At 60.2% G+C, this 19263-nt stretch carries 20 protein-coding genes; 11 read left to right on the top strand and 9 right to left on the bottom strand.

The genetic code is table 11. From position 1 onward, the window contains the following. The first annotated feature begins 517 nt into the window (after nucleotides 1-517). From JO015_06830 to JO015_06810, 5 genes are read left to right on the top strand one after another with little or no spacing between them, the layout of a single operon-like run. Complete coding sequence (locus JO015_06830) at nucleotides 518-943, top strand: hypothetical protein (GenBank protein MBV9998814.1); 426 nt, start codon at nucleotides 518-520, stop codon at nucleotides 941-943. 52 nt (nucleotides 944-995) lie between these two features. Beyond that, complete coding sequence (locus JO015_06825; GenBank protein MBV9998813.1) at nucleotides 996-1850, top strand: prephenate dehydrogenase/arogenate dehydrogenase family protein; 855 nt, start codon at nucleotides 996-998, stop codon at nucleotides 1848-1850. 8 nt (nucleotides 1851-1858) lie between these two features. Beyond that, entirely contained in the window at nucleotides 1859-3217 is a 1359-nt protein-coding gene (aroA, locus tag JO015_06820; protein ID MBV9998812.1) for a 3-phosphoshikimate 1-carboxyvinyltransferase, read from the top strand. Between the two features lies 1 nt (nucleotide 3218). Next, a complete protein-coding gene (gene cmk / locus JO015_06815; protein ID MBV9998811.1) occupies nucleotides 3219-3887 on the top strand; it encodes a (d)CMP kinase in 669 nt (222 codons plus the stop codon). After that, complete coding sequence (locus JO015_06810) at nucleotides 3884-4498, top strand: 1-acyl-sn-glycerol-3-phosphate acyltransferase (protein ID MBV9998810.1); 615 nt, start codon at nucleotides 3884-3886, stop codon at nucleotides 4496-4498. Before cmk ends, JO015_06810 begins: the two co-directional genes overlap by 4 nt. 147 nt (nucleotides 4499-4645) lie before the next feature. On the opposite strand, the gene JO015_06805 is transcribed toward JO015_06810, so the two are convergent. The 5 genes from JO015_06805 to rpmH are packed head-to-tail and all read right to left on the bottom strand — an operon-like array spanning nucleotide 4646 to nucleotide 7747. Then, nucleotides 4646-5095: a single-stranded DNA-binding protein gene (locus JO015_06805; GenBank protein ID MBV9998809.1), complete on the bottom strand. Its 450-nt coding sequence runs from the start codon at nucleotides 5093-5095 to the stop codon at nucleotides 4646-4648. 31 nt (nucleotides 5096-5126) lie between these two features. Beyond that, the gene (gene yidC, locus JO015_06800) at nucleotides 5127-6878 is read right to left on the bottom strand and encodes a membrane protein insertase YidC (GenBank protein ID MBV9998808.1); all 1752 of its coding nucleotides are present in this window, start codon (nucleotides 6876-6878) and stop codon (nucleotides 5127-5129) included. A gap of 21 nt (nucleotides 6879-6899) precedes the next feature. Further along, nucleotides 6900-7157: a membrane protein insertion efficiency factor YidD gene (gene yidD / locus JO015_06795; GenBank protein ID MBV9998807.1), complete on the bottom strand. Its 258-nt coding sequence runs from the start codon at nucleotides 7155-7157 to the stop codon at nucleotides 6900-6902. Between the two features lie 12 nt (nucleotides 7158-7169). Then, nucleotides 7170-7544, bottom strand: a complete 375-nt coding sequence (rnpA, locus tag JO015_06790; protein ID MBV9998806.1) for a ribonuclease P protein component — start codon at nucleotides 7542-7544, stop codon at nucleotides 7170-7172. Between the two features lie 14 nt (nucleotides 7545-7558). After that, entirely contained in the window at nucleotides 7559-7747 is a 189-nt protein-coding gene (gene rpmH, locus JO015_06785; protein MBV9998805.1) for a 50S ribosomal protein L34, read from the bottom strand. Nucleotides 7748-7925: 178 nt separating this feature from the next. Between rpmH and JO015_06780 the strand changes: the two genes are divergently transcribed. After that, nucleotides 7926-9104 (top strand): tyrosine--tRNA ligase, encoded by a 1179-nt coding sequence (locus JO015_06780; GenBank protein MBV9998804.1) that lies wholly within the window; start codon nucleotides 7926-7928, stop codon nucleotides 9102-9104. 238 nt (nucleotides 9105-9342) lie between these two features. Here JO015_06780 and JO015_06775 read toward each other — a convergent pair whose 3' ends face one another. Beyond that, entirely contained in the window at nucleotides 9343-10071 is a 729-nt protein-coding gene (locus JO015_06775) for a PHP domain-containing protein (GenBank protein ID MBV9998803.1), read from the bottom strand. Nucleotides 10072-10179: 108 nt separating this feature from the next. Between JO015_06775 and JO015_06770 the strand changes: the two genes are divergently transcribed. After that, entirely contained in the window at nucleotides 10180-10770 is a 591-nt protein-coding gene (locus JO015_06770) for a DUF1802 family protein (protein MBV9998802.1), read from the top strand. A 24-nt stretch (nucleotides 10771-10794) separates the two neighbouring features. Here the strand turns inward: JO015_06770 and JO015_06765 are convergent, their stop codons facing one another. The 3 genes from JO015_06765 to JO015_06755 all read right to left on the bottom strand — a co-directional run bounded on the left by JO015_06765 (nucleotide 10795) and on the right by JO015_06755 (nucleotide 13273). Next, nucleotides 10795-11277 carry a hypothetical protein gene (locus JO015_06765; protein ID MBV9998801.1) on the bottom strand — a complete coding sequence of 161 codons (483 nt, stop codon included), beginning with the start codon at nucleotides 11275-11277 and terminating at the stop codon, nucleotides 10795-10797. Between the two features lie 40 nt (nucleotides 11278-11317). Further along, nucleotides 11318-12094 carry a phosphodiester glycosidase family protein gene (locus JO015_06760; GenBank protein ID MBV9998800.1) on the bottom strand — a complete coding sequence of 259 codons (777 nt, stop codon included), beginning with the start codon at nucleotides 12092-12094 and terminating at the stop codon, nucleotides 11318-11320. Between the two features lie 234 nt (nucleotides 12095-12328). Next, complete coding sequence (locus JO015_06755; protein MBV9998799.1) at nucleotides 12329-13273, bottom strand: metalloregulator ArsR/SmtB family transcription factor; 945 nt, start codon at nucleotides 13271-13273, stop codon at nucleotides 12329-12331. A gap of 96 nt (nucleotides 13274-13369) precedes the next feature. On the opposite strand from JO015_06755, the gene JO015_06750 reads away from it, so the two are divergent. From JO015_06750 to JO015_06735, 4 genes are all read left to right on the top strand, one after another. Continuing rightward, the gene (locus tag JO015_06750; protein MBV9998798.1) at nucleotides 13370-14548 is read left to right on the top strand and encodes a methionine adenosyltransferase; all 1179 of its coding nucleotides are present in this window, start codon (nucleotides 13370-13372) and stop codon (nucleotides 14546-14548) included. Between the two features lie 106 nt (nucleotides 14549-14654). Next, entirely contained in the window at nucleotides 14655-15974 is a 1320-nt protein-coding gene (locus tag JO015_06745) for an adenosylhomocysteinase (protein MBV9998797.1), read from the top strand. 314 nt (nucleotides 15975-16288) lie between these two features. After that, nucleotides 16289-17485, top strand: coding sequence for a glycosyltransferase (locus JO015_06740; protein MBV9998796.1), 1197 nt, complete (start codon nucleotides 16289-16291; stop codon nucleotides 17483-17485). A gap of 19 nt (nucleotides 17486-17504) precedes the next feature. Beyond that, nucleotides 17505-19046, top strand: a complete 1542-nt coding sequence (locus tag JO015_06735; protein ID MBV9998795.1) for a glycoside hydrolase family 1 protein — start codon at nucleotides 17505-17507, stop codon at nucleotides 19044-19046. The last annotated feature ends 217 nt before the right edge of the window (nucleotides 19047-19263 follow it).

Here is a 19263-nt window from a genome sequence, read left to right as displayed (position 1 = left end):
GAGTTCGGAGTTCGGAGTTCGGAGTTCGGAGTTCGGAGTTCGGAGTTCGGAGTTCGGAGTTCGGAGCGGCAGCATGGGGGCGAGCTGCCGGTGTCAAGCTCCGGTTTCGTGGATCTTTTTCTGCGTTCTTCTGCGTGTTCTGCGGATCATTTCGTTTTCCGGCCGGGTGAGCGTGCCCCTCGGGGGAGATCGGACCTGGTTCTACGGCGCCTCCGAACTCCGAGCCCCGAACCCCGAACTCTCTCCTCTTCCCGCCGTGGTCGCCGTGGCTCGCCGTGTTCGCCGTGTGAACTCTTACGTTGCGCCCGCCAAATCGCCGTGCCCGCCGTGTGACCTTAATCTGTGTCAATCTGTGTAATCTTTGGATGTTTTCTCTTTTCTGCGTCCTTCTGCGTGTTCTGCGGATGATTTCCTCTGCCCGCCGTGTTCCGCCGTGTGACCGTGGGAGGGGGGGAAAAGAATTTGTCATTTGTCATTCTTCGGGGAATGACTTTATCCTCATCGGAAACATTCCCGTATGACCCGTCACCTTTTATTTCTGGTTCCGGCAGTGGCTTGCCTCGCGTTGATCTCCTGCAGCACCTCAGCCCCGTCTGTAACCAGTGGCGGGACTAATCGTTACGGTTACGGAGCGGTCCCGCCGCCGAACGCGGTGCCCCCGGTAAGTTCAGTGCCTTCAGCCACGCCACGGCAACGTGATCAGCGGACGACGCCGGAGGCGACGCCTACGCCGACCACGGACGTGACTTCAGTGCCGAATCCGGCGGCGACGCCTGCGGTCACGCAACCGCAGAATTACCCGTATGCCACGAAGGTTGCCGGCAAGCCGGGCCGGGTCCTGAGCCCGTACGCTCCGAACGCGGGTGAGGTGGACGTCGAAGGTTACCCTCCGGGAGCCGAAGTGCGTGATCCGTATACGGGCAAGATTTTTCTGGTGCCTTAATCGCCGAGTTGAGTTCGGGAACGGGGCGTCGCCTCGGCATTGCGGGTAAACGATGACAAACGGCGGAGGGGGCGGAAAGCCCGTAATCGGGGTGGCTGGCGCCGGTTTGATCGGTGGATCAATTGCCCTGGCGGCGCATGAACGGGGGTTCACGATCACGGTTTATGATCCGTACGCCGATCTTAAGGATAAAATTCCCGGCGGGATCGCGGTGGCTCCCGATTTGGCGGCGCTGACCGCGGACGCAGAAATTCTGTTACTGGCAACCCCGCTGGGGGTTCTGGCGCACGTCGGGCGGCAATTGGCTGGGATGGTTGGAAGCGGCGTCATCGTGTCAGATGTCGGCAGCGTAAAAGGAGATATTGCACGAGGCCTGGCCGCCGAGTTTGAAGGGCGTGCGGAATACGTGCCGAGCCATCCGATGTCTGGGTCGGAGCAGCACGGGTGGGCCGCGGCACGGCCTTCGATGTTCGAGGGAACAACGGTCATTGTCTGCCCGGAGTTCGCGACGAAGCCCGGCAGCGTCGGGAAACTGGAGGCGTTCTGGCGGGCCCTGGGCGGCAAGACCACGCGCCTCAGCATCGCGGACCACGACCGCTACGTGGCCGCGGTCAGCCACCTGCCGCATGCGCTTGCGGCGGTGCTGGTGGAATTAGTCGGCGCCGAGATTCCTGAAGCCCTCTCCGTGGTGGGGCCGGGGTTTCGTGACGCCACGAGGATCGCCAGCGGCGCGCCCCGGCTCTGGACCGAAATTTTGCTGGCCAACCGCTCGGCCATAGCCGGTTACCTGGAACTGTACGGCGGCCGTTTGGAGCGCCTGCGTACCGCCCTCGCGGAATGCGACCATAAATATCTTGAAGGATTACTGGACGCCGGTAAGCGGAATCGCGATAGATTAAACTTTTAACGTTTTCTATGCCGGAGCTTAACGTCGCAGCTGCGCCCAGGATCAACGCGGAGGTACGGGTGCCTGGAGACAAAAGCATTTCGCACCGGGCCGTGATCCTCGCGGCAATGTCCAATGGGACATGCGTCATCCGTGGTTTTCTGCCGAGCCAGGATTGCGTCTGCACGGTCCGGGCGATGAGATCGCTCGGGATTACGATTGACCACCCCGAAGAGACTACCCTGGTGGTCCATGGTCAAAAAGGGCACTTTGAGCCGCCGCCGCACCCGATTGATTGCGGCAATTCCGGAACGCTCATGCGCCTGCTTTGCGGGGTGCTGGCCGACCAGCCTTTTGAAAGCACGTTGATCGGCGACGCCTCGCTCTCTTCACGGCCGATGCGCCGGGTGATTGAGCCCCTGACGCAGATGGGGGCCGGCATCACCGCCACCGAACCGAAAGGAACGGCTCCTTTGCGGGTGCGGGGGGGACCTTTGCACCCGATTCAGTACAAGCTGCCGGTGGCCAGCGCGCAGGTAAAAAGCGCGATTTTGCTCGCGGCATTGCGGACGGCCGGTAAGACCATTGTAACGGAACCGGTGGCCACACGGGATCATACCGAACGGATGCTGGAATACTTCCTGGTGCGTACGGTGCGGGAAGCGTCCGACCACGGGAACATGATCGCCATCTACGGTGACCAAACGATCGAGTCGCGGGATTTCACGGTGCCGGGCGACATTTCGAGCGCTGCGTTCTGGCTGGTGGCAGCCGCAGCCCAACCCGGCTCCGACCTGCTGGTGCGCGACGTCGGTCTCAACCGGACGCGTACCGGGATCTTGTCTGTGTTATTGCGCATGGGGGCGCACATCCATGAAGTGGTGGAAGATTGGGAACAGGGCGAACTGCGCGGCGAAATTCGTATCCAAGGCAGCCGGTTACACGGCACCGTGATCGGCGGAGCCGAGATCCCGAATCTGATTGATGAGATCCCGATCCTTGCCGTGGCCGGGGCGCTTGCGGAAGGCAAGACGGTCATCAAGGACGCAAAGGAATTGCGGGTTAAGGAAACTGACCGGATCGCAGCGCTCGTCACCAATTTGAGCGCGATGGGTGTGAACGTCATTGAACGCGATGACGGCATGGAAATCCAAGGCGGGAACCCGCTGCGTTCAGCACGGATCAACAGTTTCGGAGATCACCGCATCGCCATGGCGTTTGCGGTGGCGGGCATGTTTGCCAAGGGAAATACGGTGATCGAAGGCACCGAATGCATCGCCACGTCGTACCCCGGATTCGAGGATCAGCTGCAGAAGTTTCTTGCGCCGGACCGAAACGCGCCGACGCCGGTGATCAACCCGGCGAGGTGCCCTAAACCGAGCAGTTGACGTGGCTGCGCGTTACTCCGTAATCGCCATCGATGGCCCGGCGGCGTCCGGCAAGAGCAGCGTGGCCCGGCGTCTGGCGGCGGAGTTGCGCTTTACGTACGTCAACAGCGGCTCGCTGTACCGGGCAATTGCCTGGCTGGCCAATGAGCGGGCCGTCAAGGCCGACGATTCCCAGGCGGTTGCAGCGTTGCTGAGGCAAACGTCGTTCCGCTTTGATTTACGGAACAACGCGTCTTTCATCTCGATCGATGGCGTTGATCCCGAGCCGCACCTGCGCTCGGCAGCGGTAAACAACGTGGTCTCAAAAATCTCGGCGCTTAACGTGGTCCGTGAATTTCTGCTGGGCCCGCTCCGCCAGTTTGCCGAACGGGCGAACCTCATCATGGAAGGTCGTGACATCGGTTCGGCCGTGTTTCCCGACACTCCTTACAAGTTTTATATCGACGCTTCGCCGGAGGTGCGGGCACGGCGGCGCGCCGCTGAAGGCCAACAGGATAACCTTGCTTCCCGGGATCGGTTGGACGCGTCCCGCACGCTTGCCCCTCTGGCGATTGCGCCGGATGCAGAGGTGGTCGACACTTCCGAGCTCTCCCTGGATCAGGTCGTCGCGCTGGTCCTGCGGCGACTGGAGGAAAAAGGTTTGCGGCGGGAGCCGCGCGAACGCGCATGAATGTTTATTACTGGATCGGCTACAGCCTTTGCACGCTGATCGGCAAACTCGGCTTCCGCCACAAAGTGTACGGCCGCGACAACCTGATCGAGGATGGACCCGCCATCCTTGCATCCAACCACCAGAGTTACCTCGATCCGCCCATGATCGGCATTTCCTGCCGTAGACCGATCTACTTTCTGGCTCGCGACACCTTGTTCAAGATAAAGGTCGCCGGCTGGATTATCTCGAAGCTCAACACCGTGCCCGTTGACCGGAAGCGCGGAGACATCAGCGCGATAAAGACGATCATCCGCTTATTGCAGGAGGGGAAGCGCGTCATCATTTTCCCGGAAGGCACGCGGACGCTCGACGGCCGGTTGCAACCCGCCCGGGCAGGGCTCGGCATGGTCATCGCCAAAACGTTGGCGCCGGTCGTTCCCATCCGGATCTTTGGTTCCTTTGAGGCGTTGCCGAAAACGGGCGGATTGAAGTTGCAGCCCATCACGGTCGTCGTCGGCAAGCCGATCCGTTTCACCAAGGCGGACCTGGAAGGCGGCCGCGAAATTTACCAGCACCTAAGTGAGCGGGTAATGGCCGAGATTGCGAAGCTGAAATTGCCGGAAGGGTAATGGGTAACTCGTAGCTGGTAGCTGGTGCGCGTTCGGAGTCGGGTCACACGGCGAGAAGACAAACCCTGAGCTTGACGCCCGGTACCTGCCCCTCAGCGCCGAACGGTGATCCGCACCCGTTACCCGTTACGCGCTACGCGTTACCCATCACTGAGTATGCTTGCGGCGCTGGATGGTGATCCGTTTGATCCGTGCGTCGTCGCTGGGGCTGAAACTCATCACGTCGGGATCATCCTTGAGCGTGTTGTGCACGATCCTGCGATCGTAAGAGTTCATCGGCTCGAGTTTTACCGGGCGTCCGGAGGCGCGCACGGTATCGGCAATGTGCCGGATCCGGCTGCGCAGCCGATCATCCCGCATCGCGCGCCAGTGCGCAACGTCGACCTGAACCTTTGGTGCGTTGCGGTCCTGCGCCTGCAGGATGCGGTTGAGCAGGAATTGCAGGTCTTCAAGGACCTCGCCTTCCCGCCCGATCAGGACATCGCTCTCGGCGGTGAACACCTGCAGCTGGCAGCCGTTCTCGGTTTGGATTTCCTGGATCTCCGCGACAAACCCCAGATAGCCCAACATCGTATCCAGGATTTCTCTTGGTTCCATAAAGCCGTCCTTCGAGAGGACCGACCGATTATTACCGATAACTCCTTTTCTTAGCAACTGTTGGCGCCGCAGAAACCTTGGTCAGTTGGGGCTCGGTTTGCCGCCGGGTCAAATAGGTCTGAACGACCGTGAATAAGGTTGACACCGTCCAGTACAGCGCAAGCGCCGAAGCGTAGTTGTAGCAGAAAACAAGGAAAATGACGGGGGTGATGTAAAGCATGCGTTGCTGCGATGGGTCTCCCGTTTTGGGCGTCACCTGGAGTTGCCAGAGCTGCACGGCGACCATGATCAACGGCAGAATATTGATCGGAAAGGAACCCAGATAGGCAATCGTGTCGGGCTGAGAAAGGTCTTTCACCCACAGAAAGCTGGAGTTGCGCAGTTCAATGGCGGTACCCAGCATCGAATAGAAGCTGAAGAAGATCGGGATCTGTACAAGCATCGGAAAACACCCGGCGAGCGGGTTTACGCCGTACTCCTTGTACAGTTTCATCATCTCCTGGTTCATGCGCTGGGGGTCGTCCTTGTACTTGGTGCGCAAGTCGTTGATCAGGGGCGAAAGCTTCGACATCTTCCGCATGCTTTTCATGCTGGCATTTTGCAGGGGCCAGAGCAGCGAGCGGATGGCGATGGTCAACAGGATGATGGCGAGAGCGTAACTCTTTACCCAGGCGTGCAGCTGGTTAAGGGAGATCAGCAGCAGTTTGCCCAACGGCGCAATCCAGCCGAAATCCAGGATGCGCCACTGGTCGTTCGGCAACCTGGCGAGCCGGCTGTATTCTTTGGGGCCGCCGTAAATGGCGAAGTTGACGGTCCTTGTCTCACCGGGCTGGAGGGTGAAGCCCGGCATGCCGAGGGCGCCTTCGATCAGCCAGGGGCCTTGCTGCGGACTACCGCCCGGTACCGGGGCGCGCCGTGCCCAGACCTTATCGCCGGCCTCATTTTGGGTGGCTAGAATGGTCGCGAAATACTGGCTGGCAACCGACGTCCAGAGGATCTGGTCGCCCGTATCGGTGTAGACCTCCTTGCCTGGTCCGGTCGGGAAAAAAAGGAAAGATGACGGGTTAAACCAGCTGACGTTAATCGAACGCAGTTTGCCGTCCCGGTACCAATCAAAAACGGTGCGCAACGGCAGGTCGGACTGGTGAATCGGCTGAGCCGCACCGGTACTGACGAAGTACCCGGGGTTGGTGAAAGGCTGGTTACCCCGGTTTTGGAAAGTCAACGCCAAGCCGATCTGGTACGGATCCTGCAGACCGGTCTTGGCGCCGAGGGAATAAACCTTCGTGATCGTAAGGTTATTCGCGACTTGTTTGGTGAGGGTCACCTGGCCGGCGGCCTGGTCCTCCCGAACGTCGTAGCCGTCATCCCGCCAGTTATTCGGGTTTTGGGAGATCGCGCCAATGGCGGGAACCAGTGGCATGCTGAGCTCGACCGGTCTATCTCCCTCAGCCCGATGCTGCGACAGCGTGATGTCTGCCAGACCGCCGTCATTGGTGGAAAAATGCAGTTCAGCCACGCTGCTTTTGAGCGTCGCCGTTTTATCCGGTGCCCCGCTTGCCGGTGCCGCGGTTTCCATCGGGGCATTGCCGAAATCCGGTGGGGCTGCAGCCGGAGCGGTCACCGGGCTGGAGCTGGCGTGGGGCGTGGGGTTGGTGACGATGCCGTGCGCTTCGTTGTAAGCGCGGCTTCGGGCCAGGTCTTGCTGTTGCCAATAAAGGGAGGCCAGCAAGCCAATGGCGGCAAGGGTTACAATAACCCAGGTGAGGCGATCTCGGGGCATGTTAGATAAAAGATAAGGAAGTTACTGGCTCCGCCTGAGTGCTGAAATTTTCTCCGGTACGGGATCGAAACCGCTGCCGCCCCAAGGATGGCAGCGACACAGCCGTTTGAGCCCCAGGCGGCAGCCGCGTATCCAGCCGTGACGCTCGATGGCTTCGACCATGTATTCCGAACAGGTCGGCGCAAAACGGCAACCGGAACCGGGGCCGCCGGTCAGCAGGGCCATGGCCGGCGACAAGACGGCTTTGTACGCCCGGAGCAAAAATCTCAGAACCGACATAAAAGCGAACGGCTAACTCGTTTCTAAAATAGAAGCCCGTCCGGCAAGCCGCAACCAGTCCTGCTGAAGTTGCGCCAAGCTGGCCGAGGACGCGCTTACGCGGGCAATCGTCACCAGCCACCAACCCGGGCCGATCCGTGCCCGATTCAAACGGTAAATTTCACGCAACCGGCGGCGCACCCGGTTCCGCACCACTGCCGGACCGACCCGCCGGCTGGTCACGAGCCCGGCACGCACGCTCGTTTCATCCGGCGGTCTGAAAACGGCCAAAACGACGTACCTGCCCGTGAACGCTTTTCCATCCTGCTTGACAAGTCTGAACTCCGAGGCGCGCGTCAGGCGCGCAGAACGCGGAAACCGGAACCTCTGCCGCGCCTCGCGAACCATCCGGAAGGTTCAGGTCAGCCCTGAAACGTGTACTGATGCGTATGGCGCTTGTAGTGGACGTCGGTTCCAACCGGGAGAAGCCGCTTGCGACCCCGTTGCCGGCGCCGGGCCAGGGTGGCACGACCCCCTTTTGTCTTCATGCGGGCGCGAAACCCGTGCTGGCGCTTGCGGGTCCGCTTTGAAGGTTGGTACGTTCTTTTCATAGCAGTGGTTCTCGGGTTCCAGGAAGTGCGGAAAGTTCATCAGGCACGCTGCCTTGTCAAACGGTGTTAGGATTAGGCGCCGCGTCGCGTCGGACCGGCACCAAAGGAAATGGGTGAGCCTCCAACCGGGATAATCCAGCCTTGAGCCTCGCTTTATCCCAGTCTTTGTTTGTCCGGCATGAGTGTGAGTGGTATCCCGGAAACGATCCAGCAGCTAAGGAGCGGCGGTGCGCAAATCATCAGCGAATCGGAGCTTGAGAAAAAGCTTCAGGAAAATCGGCCCTTGCGGGTGAAGCTCGGGGTTGACCCGACGGCGCCGGACTTGCACCTGGGCCATGCGGTGGGTCTGTCCAAGCTGCGCCAGTTCCAGGAGCTTGGCCATCTTGCCGTGCTGGTCATCGGCGACTTCACCACCATGGTCGGGGACCCTTCAGGCCGCTCGAGCACCCGGCCGATGCTCAGCCGTGAGCAGGTGCTCGCAAACGCCGAAACCTACCAGCAACAAGCCTTCAAGATTCTCGACCGGGACCGCACCGAACTGGTGTTTAACGGCGAGTGGTTCGGCAAAATGAATTTTATGGACGTCATCCGGCTCAACAGCCGGGTCACACTCCAACAGATGATGCAGCGGGAAGATTTCAGGAACCGCCTCGACCAGGGAACGGCCATCTTTCTCCACGAACTGCAATACCCCATCATGCAGGGCTGGGATTCGGTAATGATCCGGGCGGACGTGGAGCTTGGCGGTACGGACCAGCTGTTCAACGTGATGGTGGGCCGCGACCTGCAAAAGGAAGAAGGGCAAGCGCAGCAAGTCATTTGCCTTCTGCCCATCCTGGAAGGATTGGACGGCGTCCAGAAGATGAGCAAGAGCCTCAATAACTACATCGGGATCACCGAGCCGCCGGCGCAGATGTTCGGAAAAGTGATGAGTATCTCCGATGAACTCATGGACCGCTACTACGATATTTTGCTGCACGAGCGCGTGCCCGCCATTCATCCGCTGGACGCCAAGAAGGAATTGGCCTCCCGCCTGGTCGAACGTTTTTACGACGGTGCCGCTGCCAAAGCCGCATCGGACGACTTCAATCTGCGCTTCGCCAAACGCGACCTGCGGGCAGCAGACCTTCCTGAGGTCGAGCTCTCGAAACTGGCCGGTGATCTGACTGCGGCCGTCGTCACGGCGTACGCGGAAGGATTTGGAATCACCAAATCCCGGAGCGATGCCCGCCGTTTGATCGAGCAAGGCAGTGTCCAATGGCGCGGCGAAAAGGTGAACGATCCCCGGATTACCTTACCGCTTCAAGCCGGGGAGATCCTCAAACTCGATAAAACCAGGGCGGTGAGGCTCAAATGAGTGGCGGGTGACGGGTAACTCGTAACTGGTAACGGGTGAAGTTCGGTCCTGAGGGCCGCCTGCCGGTGCCAAGTCCGGGGTTTCCGGATCTCAGGCTGCGGATGCTGCGGATCAGGTATTTGTCTGTGGATCCGGCGTGATCCGCGGATAGGTTGGACGCGGTGCTACGAGGTCTCTGAACTCCGAGCGCGCTTGGGCACCCGCTACCAGTTACGAGTTACGAGTTACGAGTTACCCGTCACCCTTCCTCCGGAGGAACATCGGACCGGAGCAATTCTTCAAGCGATTTCCGTTTCCGCAGGCGTAACCAGTTGCTCCAGGTTTTGCGAATGCTGTCCCGGACGGACAGGTAACGCTGGCTCAGTTCGTTCTGCCTGACGATTTGATGCAGAATCCCTGTGACGGAAAAGTCTGCGGTGTCAAGGATCGTGCAGGCCGTACCTACCGCCGCGTAATGGTGGGCATCACTCGACGCCGTCATCGGCAGGTTACGGCGCCGGGCATACTCGAACGCCATCTGGTTGTACCGCTTAAGCGTCGTGGCCGCATTAAACACCTCGACGGCATCGATGGGCAGGGTGTTAAGAACGTTCTCGCGAATCCCGGCCCGAAAAAGGTCGTATGGATGGGGCGGAATGGCGAGCCCGCCCGCTTCATGGATTCGATGGCACACTTCGAGGGCCGGACGGCCTTTCAGGTTGGGCAACGTCGCGCCGATGCACAGCAGATGGCCTTCCGCCGTGGTCATCTCAACACCCGGCAATACCAGGAAACCATCGACCGGCAACCCGTCGGGACGCATCAGGCCTTTATCCAGCATGTACGTCACGGCGTCGCACGTGTTGTGATCGGTCATCGCAAACCCGTTGAGGCCCTTATGACGCGCAGCCTCGATCAGCTGCTCCGGACTGCTGACCCCGTCGCCAGAAAAAAAAGAGTGGCAATGAAGATCAATCCGTACCGCCATGGAAAGGCTTACTAAACCAGATTGAAAGGGGGCTGCAATGTGAAAGCTTGGCCGCAACGGACGCCCTCCTCGGCTTTGAGCGCCGGTGCGGTTGTGATAGCGTTGCGGATGGACGCATCGGCAACTCCCCTCATCCCGGGTTCAGTCTCACTCGAAGCCGGCCCGGCGATCGGCTTCAAGGAATGGGCATTGGTTTGCCGGTCGATGCTGGCGGGCGAGACGAGCGTCATCTTTCGAAAGGGCGGCATCGCTGAGGGCCGGCAAGGGTTTCGTTTCAAGCACGACCAATTTTTCCTGTTCCCGACGTTCTTTCATGAGCAACTCCAATGCGTTCGCGTTGACGACACCGTGTCTCTGGAGGCGCAACCTGCCTCGGTGACGATCCAGGCATGGGTGAGCGTCGAGTTTACGGTCTGGGTGGAGGATCTCACCCGTGTGGAGCCGCTGCGGCCGTTGCACATCCTTACCGGCCAGGTCCTGCAACAGCGGGCCGATTACAGCGAGCCCAAGGGATTGCACCTTGCTTTCGTCCGCGCTTACCGGCTGCCGGAACCGTGGGTGTTCCCGTACCAGAGGTCATTCGGGGGATGCCGTTCCTGGGTAAACTTGCCGGACTTGCCGGCCGCTCTGCCTGCCATGGCCGTATTGTCCGACGCCGAGCAGGCCCGGCGTCGCGATCTGGTCCGAAGCAGCGTGTAAAATGTCCTGACCGGCCGGGACGATTCAGAAATTAATGAGTTGTACCCGACGGCAGGTCGCCGCCACCCGGTCGCGCACCCTTCGGATTGACGAGGAATTCTGCTGATATTTCGTGATTTGCCGGATCAGGTTATCGAAGGTGCCCTGCGCGTCTTCGATGTGCTTCTGCACGCCGTTCACAAAGTCCTCAACGGCTCTTCTGGCCTCGGGATCGGCCGTCAGGGACTTCAATTGCTCGGTGTCCTGGTAGTATTCACGGGTGGCATTGAATTCGTCCACGAAGCGGTTGGCATCGTCGCAGAACCGGTCCGCGGCCTTCACCACGTCGGCCTCGGATCTGGCGGTGCTTAAGGCTGCCTGCAATTCTTGCAATGCACTGATGTAGATGTCGAACTTTGCGCGGAACGCGTCGATAACCTGTTGCCTGGACTGATCAAGCGCCTGGGCCAGACTGGCCGACAACAGTAAAACGAGGGCACATACCACGCCGCTACGGAACCACTTCATAAAGGCTGCGCATGCGAAGGTGGTCAGCCCTTGGTGCGAGTCAACGAAAATTCGTCGTTTTGGGGCTGAAGACGAGACAATCGGCGACGCGCGCCCACTCCGGCTGATCGAGTGAACCGCCCCTGGTCCGGCCGAAAAATCCGGTGGACGATCCTCCGTCCAGGTTAAGGGCGATATTGATCCGGTCATCACGCAGCAGGGCCGGGGAAATGAGGAGCCGGGCCGCCTGGGCCAGGGTCGTAGACCGGATGATGCCGATGCCCACTTTGCCTCGTCCGGTGAGGAAAACGAACGTGCGCGGCGCAACCCGCTCATCATTCAGCCCGGTTACCGCGGTCCCGCGTTCCACGAGCAATGGACCGCATTGGATGGCGCCGTCCAGAGGCCCAGCGGGCATGCCCGTAACCCGATGAATGTAAGGACGACCGGCCCGGATCAGAAACGTTCCTGAAAGCAGCCGGGCTTTCTCGAAAGGATGCAACTGGCGCCCTTCACACACAAGCAGGCCGACCGGTGAACCGTCTGCTTTGAAGAAACCCCCGTTCACGCCGGCCATCGAACCGCTTTGCTCGACCGCCGCGCGCACCGACTCAAACGGGTGAATGGATTGAGCGATAACCTGGCATCGCACCTGCCCGATAAGGCCGAAAGCCACCCAGATTTCAGCGGTCTGCCCGTCCGGCCCCTGAGCTTGAAGCTGCCGATACCGTACCGCGCCCGACGGGTCGGATTCATCCGAGCGCGCGGCGACGCGCCAAAACGCCATGTCTGAGCCGGCGGCGCGCTGGGAAAATGCCGCAAATGCCACAAATGCCACAAGCGGAAAAATGCCACAAACCGAGTGACGGGTAACGCGTAACGCGTAACGGGTAGCGGGTTCGATCACACGACAGACAGGGCGGATCCACCGAAAAGGTAAAAATGTCCGCAGAACACGCAGACAACGCAGAAAAGAGAAATCATCCACAGAGTGCATAGCTGGACACAGATGAAGGGCACATGGCGAACGGCGAACCGCACCCGTTACCCGTTACGCGTTACGCGTTACCCGTCACTCGGTTTGTGGCACTTTCATGCCCGTGGCGAACACCGTCTGGAAGTAGGGACTCTCGGTTTCTCGAGACACGACCCGGCATTCACGGCGTTCAAAGCCGGCCTGTTCCAGCAGGCGCAATAGTTCGACCTCGCTGAAGCCAAGCCAGAGATCGGCATAGAGTTCCCGGGCTTGCTCAAAGGTATGCGCCAGCAGGTCAAGGATGAGGACGCGCCCGCCCGGACGCAGGATCCGGCGTGCGGCAGTAAGGGCCCGCTCCGGGTGGTTTGCATGATGCAACGCCTGACTAAAGATAGCCAGGTCCACGGAATCCGGTTCGATCGGCGGCGCTTCGAGGTCACCGAGCCGGTACTCGAGGTTAGTAAACCCATTGTCGTGGGCAAGGTTCGCCCCGAACTCGACCATCTTTTCTGAGATATCAACCGCGATGACCCGCCGGGCCCGCCGGGCCAGCAGCTGGGCGAGGGTGCCTTCGCCCGCACCCAGATCGGCCACGTCGACCTCCGGCACCAGCGTCAGCAGCAGGTGCGCGAGCGCCTGCCAGGATCGTCCGGGACAATGGCTCCGGCCGAAACGGCCTGCCAGCCGGTCGAAGTACTCGCGGGCCCGGTCCTTGCGTTTTTCCAGCACGTGCTCAAGCCCGGCTCGATCCTGCGACACTTCAGGCATGTCACCGGTGGCGAGATGGACGAGGTCCTTCAGCTGCCCGGCCGGGAAGCTCGGGGCTTGCGCCCAACGGTAATAAATATTTTTGCCTACCCGCCGGTCTTCCAGCAGCCCCACCCGTTTGAGTTGGGCGAGGTGAGTCGAGATTCGCGATTGGCCCATACCCAGAACTTCCTGAATTTCGGCGACCGAAAGTTCGCTCGGCTCAAGCAAGGCGAGCAAGCGCAGGCGGGTCGGGTCGGATATTATCCGAAGTAAATTCAGCATTGACGGCATGCGGTTTCAGTCGATATATCAGGATATCATGATTGGTCAATGTACGGCTTTGCGGTATTCTTAGCCTCGTTGACCGTATCTTCCTTCATCAAACCTATGGCGCGTCGTTACATCTTTTCCTCCGAGTCAGTGACCGAGGGGCATCCCGACAAGGTCTGCGATACCATTTCCGATCGTATCCTGGATGCCTGTCTGGCCCAGGATCCGCAAAGCCGGGTAGCCTGTGAAACGCTGGTCAAAGGCAACCTCGTCGTGGTGGCGGGCGAAATCACCACGAGTGCCCGATTTGATTACATCGACGAGGTTCGCTCCGCCGTTCGTGGGATCGGCTACGTTTATGAAGATTCATTGTTTCACGCCGACACCTGCCTGGTGATGCAGGCGCTCAGCCGCCAGTCGCACGACATCGCCCAAGGCGTTGACGCCCGAGCGGCGGAAGGAAAAGAGACTGCCGAGCAAGGGGCAGGGGACCAGGGCTTGATGTTTGGGTTTGCCGTGCGTGAGACCCCCGAGTTGATGCCGGCTCCCATCGCCCTCAGCCATCAGCTTGGGCGTGCGCTCACCGGTTTGCGCAAGAGCGGCGAGCTTCCCTGGTTGCGTCCCGACGCCAAGACGCAGGTGTCGGTAGAATACGAAGGTTACCGTCCGGTCCGGGTAAACACGGTGGTGATTTCAACCCAGCACGCGCCGGACGTGAAGCACAAGGAGATCCGGGAGACCGTGATCGAACGCGTCGTGCGGAAGGTGATCCCGCCTGAGTGGATTGATTCTCAAACCCGCTACCTGATCAACCCTACCGGCCGGTTCGTGATCGGCGGCCCGGAAGGGGATTCGGGCCTTACCGGGCGCAAAATCATCGTCGATACCTATGGCGGCATGGGGCGCCACGGGGGCGGCGCGTTTTCGGGTAAAGACCCCTCGAAGGTGGACCGTTCGGCGGCTTATATGGGCCGTTACGTCGCCAAGAACGTCGTGGCGGCGGGCCTGGCGGATCGTTGCGAAGTCCAGTTCGCTTACGCGATCGGGTACCCTGACCCGGTCAGCATCAGCGTCGACACGTTTGGAACCTCAACGGTCGCGGAAGAAAAAATCGAGGGTGCGGTCAAGCAGGTATTCAATTTCAAACCGGCAGCCATCATCGAAGATCTCCAACTGCTTCGGCCCATCTACAGCCAGACCACCAACTACGGGCATTTCGGCCGGGAAGACGATCTCGACGCCCTCACCTGGGAGCGTACCGACAAAGCCGAGGCCCTCAAACACCTCGCCTCCTGACTTCACCCTTTGGAGAGGGGGGTGTGACGGCCGGGGACCCTGAGGCGAACCTCCCATCGGCGGCCCATACGCTCTCCAAAATCCTCTTTTTATCACTTAATCACCAATGAGCAACGTCGCTAGCAAACCTTCTGCGGACTACCGGGTGGCCGATCTGGGCCTGGCTGAGTTCGGTCGAAAAGAAATCGAAATTGCCGAGACCGAGATGCCCGGCCTGATGGCCCTGCGCCGCGAGTACGGCACGTCCAAGCCGTTGGCGGGCGCCCGGATTGCGGGCTGCCTGCACATGACGATCCAGACGGCCGTGCTGATCGAAACCCTGATTGAGCTGGGTGCATCGGTACGCTGGTCGAGCTGCAACATTTTTTCCACGCAGGACCACGCGGCGGCAGCGCTTGCGGCCGAGGGCATCCCGGTTTTTGCCTGGAAAGGTGAGACGCTGGAAGAGTACGACTGGTGCATCGAGCAGACGCTGTTCTGGCCCGATGGACAGCCGCTCAACATGATCCTGGATGACGGCGGCGATCTGACCCTGCTGATCCACCAGAAATACCCGCACCTCCTGCCGGGGATCCGGGGCATCTCCGAGGAAACCACGACGGGCGTGCACCGGCTCTACCAGATGGTGGAGCGGGGCGAACTCGGCTGCCCGGCCTTTAATGTGAACGACTCGTGTACGAAGTCCAAGTTCGATAACCTGTACGGTTGTCGCGAGTCCCTGCTGGACGGCTTGAAGCGTGCGACCGACGTGATGGTCGCCGGCAAGCTGGCCGTGGTTTGCGGTTACGGTGACGTCGGCAAGGGTTGCGCCCAGTCGCTCAAGGGCCAGGGTGCGCGCGTGGTGGTCACGGAGATCGATCCGATCTGCGCGCTTCAGGCGGCGATGGAAGGTTACCAGGTGACGACGCTCGAAGACGTGGCCAAAGAGGGCGACATCTTCATCACGGCGACCGGTTGCCGCGACATTATCCGGCGCGAACACCTCGATTGGATGAAACACCAGGCCATCGTGGCTAACATCGGTCACTTCGACCTTGAGATCGATGTGGCCAGCGTGTTTGACGATCCGAATCTGAAGCGGATCAACATCAAGCCGCAGGTTGACCAGGTTGAATGGCCGGATGGCAAACGCGTCACGATCCTGGCGGAAGGCCGGCTGATGAACCTGGGTTGCGCGACGGGTCATCCGTCATTCGTGATGAGCGCCTCGTTCACCAATCAGGTGATGGCGCAGATCGAGCTTTTCAACAATCACCAAAGTTACGAAAAGAGGGTGTACGTCCTGCCGAAGAAGCTTGACGAGAAGGTCGCTCAGTTGCACCTCGCCAAACTCGGCGTCAAGCTGACCCAGCTGACTCAGAAGCAGGCGGATTACCTCGGCATCAACCGCGAGGGCCCGTTCAAGCCGGAGTTTTACCGGTATTGAGAGAATGCCACGGGCGGAAAATGCAAATGCCACAAGCGGAAAAATGCCACAGATGGAAGAGTCCCGGTGGCGGCGCTTGCAGCCCCCCTTTGTAGCGTCAGAAAAACGCCCCCAATGACTGGCTTTCATTCGCGGCGCTAGTTCAAGGCCATAACCCGAAGAATGCCACGAATGGCCGAGAGCCATTTGTGGCATTTTTCATTTGTGGCATTTTCCCGGTGCCGTGAGTCGCCGATGGATGGCCGGAAGCGCCGCCGTGAAGGCTCTTCCATATGTGGCAGTTTTCCGCTTGTGGCATTTGTGGCAATCTATTGATGAAAAAGAGGGTTTTGATCATGTCGACCAGCGCCGGGACGGGGCACGTGCGCGCTGGCGACGCACTTACCAAGGTGTTTCGCGAACACCCGCAGGTAAGCGAAGTGAAACACAGCGATGCGCTGCACTTTACCAACAAGCTTTTCCGCGACTTCTACTCGAAGCTTTACACGCGCCTGGTTGAGACCGCGCCGGATTTCCTGGGCTGGTGGTACAAGCAAAGCGATGAACCGTGGCGTACGGATGGCATGCGGCTGATGCTCGACCGCCTCAACACGGGGCCGCTGGTAAAGTTCATCCGGAGATTTGACCCGCACATCACGGTTTGCACCCATTTCATGCCGGCCGGTATCATTTCCGACCTGATTGCCAAGAAACTTCTCGATGCGCACCTGTCGATCGTCGTGACGGACTTCGATTTCCACGCGATGTGGTTATCCCGGATGTTTCACCGATATTTCGTGGCGATTGACGAGACCAAAGCGCACCTGGAGGCGCTCGGTTTGCCGAGCGAACGCATCACCGTTTCGGGGATCCCGATTGACGCGGAGTTTACCACTCCCGTTGATCGCGTTGCTCTCCGGGCCGAGTACCGGTTACACCCGACGCGCCCGACGTTGCTGGTGTCGGCCGGCGCGTTGGGGGTCGGGCCCGCCGAATTTGTCGTGGAACGCCTTAAGCACCTTCGAAACCGGACGCAAACCATTGTGGTGTGCGGACGAAGTGTGGAAACCAAAGAACGGGTCGAACGAGTAGTCGCCGATCAACCGGCCAACTTCCGGGTCCTCGGGTATACCGACCGTATGCCTGACCTGATGAAAATGTCGGACTTGTTTATCGGTAAACCGGGTGGTTTGACGAGCTCCGAGGCGCTCGCCTGCGGGCTGCCGATGGTAATCATGAGCCCCATCCCCGGCCAGGAGGAACGCAACAGCGATCACCTCCTGGAAGAAGGCGTTGCGATCAAGTGCAACGAGATGACCACGATCCCGTTCAAGGTCGACAGTCTTCTCGACGACCCGCTGCGGCTTGAGCAGATGCGCAGGCAGGCCTATGCGTTCAGCCGTCCGCACGCGGCTCGAACGATCGTTCAGACGCTGGTGGCCGACGACATTACCCCGCTTGCCGTTACCGACGATGACGCGGAAGCGATGACCTTGGCAGCGTCGAAAGAACGCGATCTCAAGGTGCGCTGAAACTTTAGGCCGATCGGGTATGTCTGAATTTCTCTGGGGGGTGGCCACTTCGGCGTACCAGGCCGAAGGCGGTTACAACGGTCCGGGCCAGCCACAAACGAATTGGGCCGAAGTGGAACGGCGCGGCGACGTGGCCAGCGTGGGCCTGGCGGCGGATTTCTGGAACCGGTTTCCTGAAGACTTCGCCCGGTGCCGCGATTTGGGCCTGAATGCTTTCCGGCTGGGCCTGGAGTGGAGCCGGATTCAGCCGACGCACGTCGACCGCATGGGGGCGCCCCCGCCGTTTAATGCCAAGGCGTTGGACCATTACGTCGAGATGCTGGCAGAATGCCGGCGCAACGACCTTGAACCGGTCGTGACCCTGCATCACTTCGTTCATCCGGCCTGGCTTGGGTCCGATCCGTGGCTGGACCCGACCACCGGTGAACTCTTCGCCCGGTACGTTGAACACACGCTCCTGCACGTCAATCGAGCGCTCATCGATCGCCACGGCCTGCCGCCGATCCGGTATTACATCACCATCAACGAGCCGAACATGCTCGTGCTCAACACCTACCTGGGCACGCAGTTTCCAGGGCGCCAACGTCGCTTGAACGGCCTGCGAACGCTGGCTGAGGCGTACCGGAACATTCTGAGCGCGCACCTGCGCGCGTATAACCTGATCCACAGGCTGGCCGAGGAACAAGGCTGGCCGGACCCGATGGTGACGTTCAACAACTACTGCAGCGATCTCTATTGGTCGGATAAGGTGTTGCTGGACCTGTTGAGCATACGGGAGCGCGGAGTTAAAGCCTCCGGGCTGCGTGACTACGTGTACTATAAGATCCGGGAGTTCGAACGGGCCTTTGCAGACGCTGCCCTCCCGCTCAAACGCGACCTTCCCTCTCTGGCGGGCTCGTTAACCAAGCGGATGAGCAATTGGCTCGGTTACAAAACTTTCATGCCTGACCTCTTCAGGTCGCTGGCGGATGAGCTCTATGCGGCCGAGCGCCCCGTTGCCTTCGACTACATCGGTCTCGATTACTACGATCCGTTTGCCGTCCACATCTTCCGCCTGCCGGTGTGGTGGGACCACGAATTCAAGGATAAATCACTGCGCAGCTGGCTGATGAGCAGCTTCACCAGCAAATGGTGGGACTGGCGCGTGCTGCCGGCCGGAATGCACTTCTTTTGTGAGTATTACAGCCGTGATTACGGCGACCGCAAGGTCCTGATCGCCGAGAACGGAATGGCATTGCGCCGCCGGAGCGACAACCGCAACTCGCAACGGCGCGATCGCATGACGCGCAGCCGGTTCCTGAAGCTGCACATCGCGGAGGTCAACCGGATGGTTGCGGCGGGCGTTCCCTTGCTCGGTTACCTGCACTGGTCGCTGTTCGATAATTACGAGTGGGGCTCTTTCACCCCTCGCTTCGGGCTTTATGCGATCGATTATCAGCGCGACAATGATCGTTTGGTTGAAGATCATCTCGGGGACCGGCCCTCGCTCACTTACGCCCGGCTCGTGAGTGAGGCTCGCCAGCTCGCCCTCGAACAGAGCGGCGTAACGGATAGCGCGTAACGGGTGTCGGTCGGAGTTCGGTCACCCGGCGGGCACAGCGGGTTGGGTGGGCACAACGTAAGAGTTCACACGGCGAACACGGCGGACCACGGCGGGAAGAAGAGGAAAGGGTTCGGAGTTCGGAGTTCGGAGTTCGGAGTTCGGAGTTCGGAGTTCGGAGTTCGGAGTTCGGAGTTCGGAGTTCGGAGTTCGGAGTTCGGAGTGGCAGCATGGGGGC

Source organism: Verrucomicrobiota bacterium, from assembly GCA_019247695.1.
In the GTDB taxonomy this organism is placed as follows: Bacteria; Verrucomicrobiota; Verrucomicrobiia; order Chthoniobacterales; family JAFAMB01; genus JAFBAP01.
Note: the sequence above shows the minus strand (reverse complement) of the source record. Positions and strands in the feature narration are given on the sequence as shown.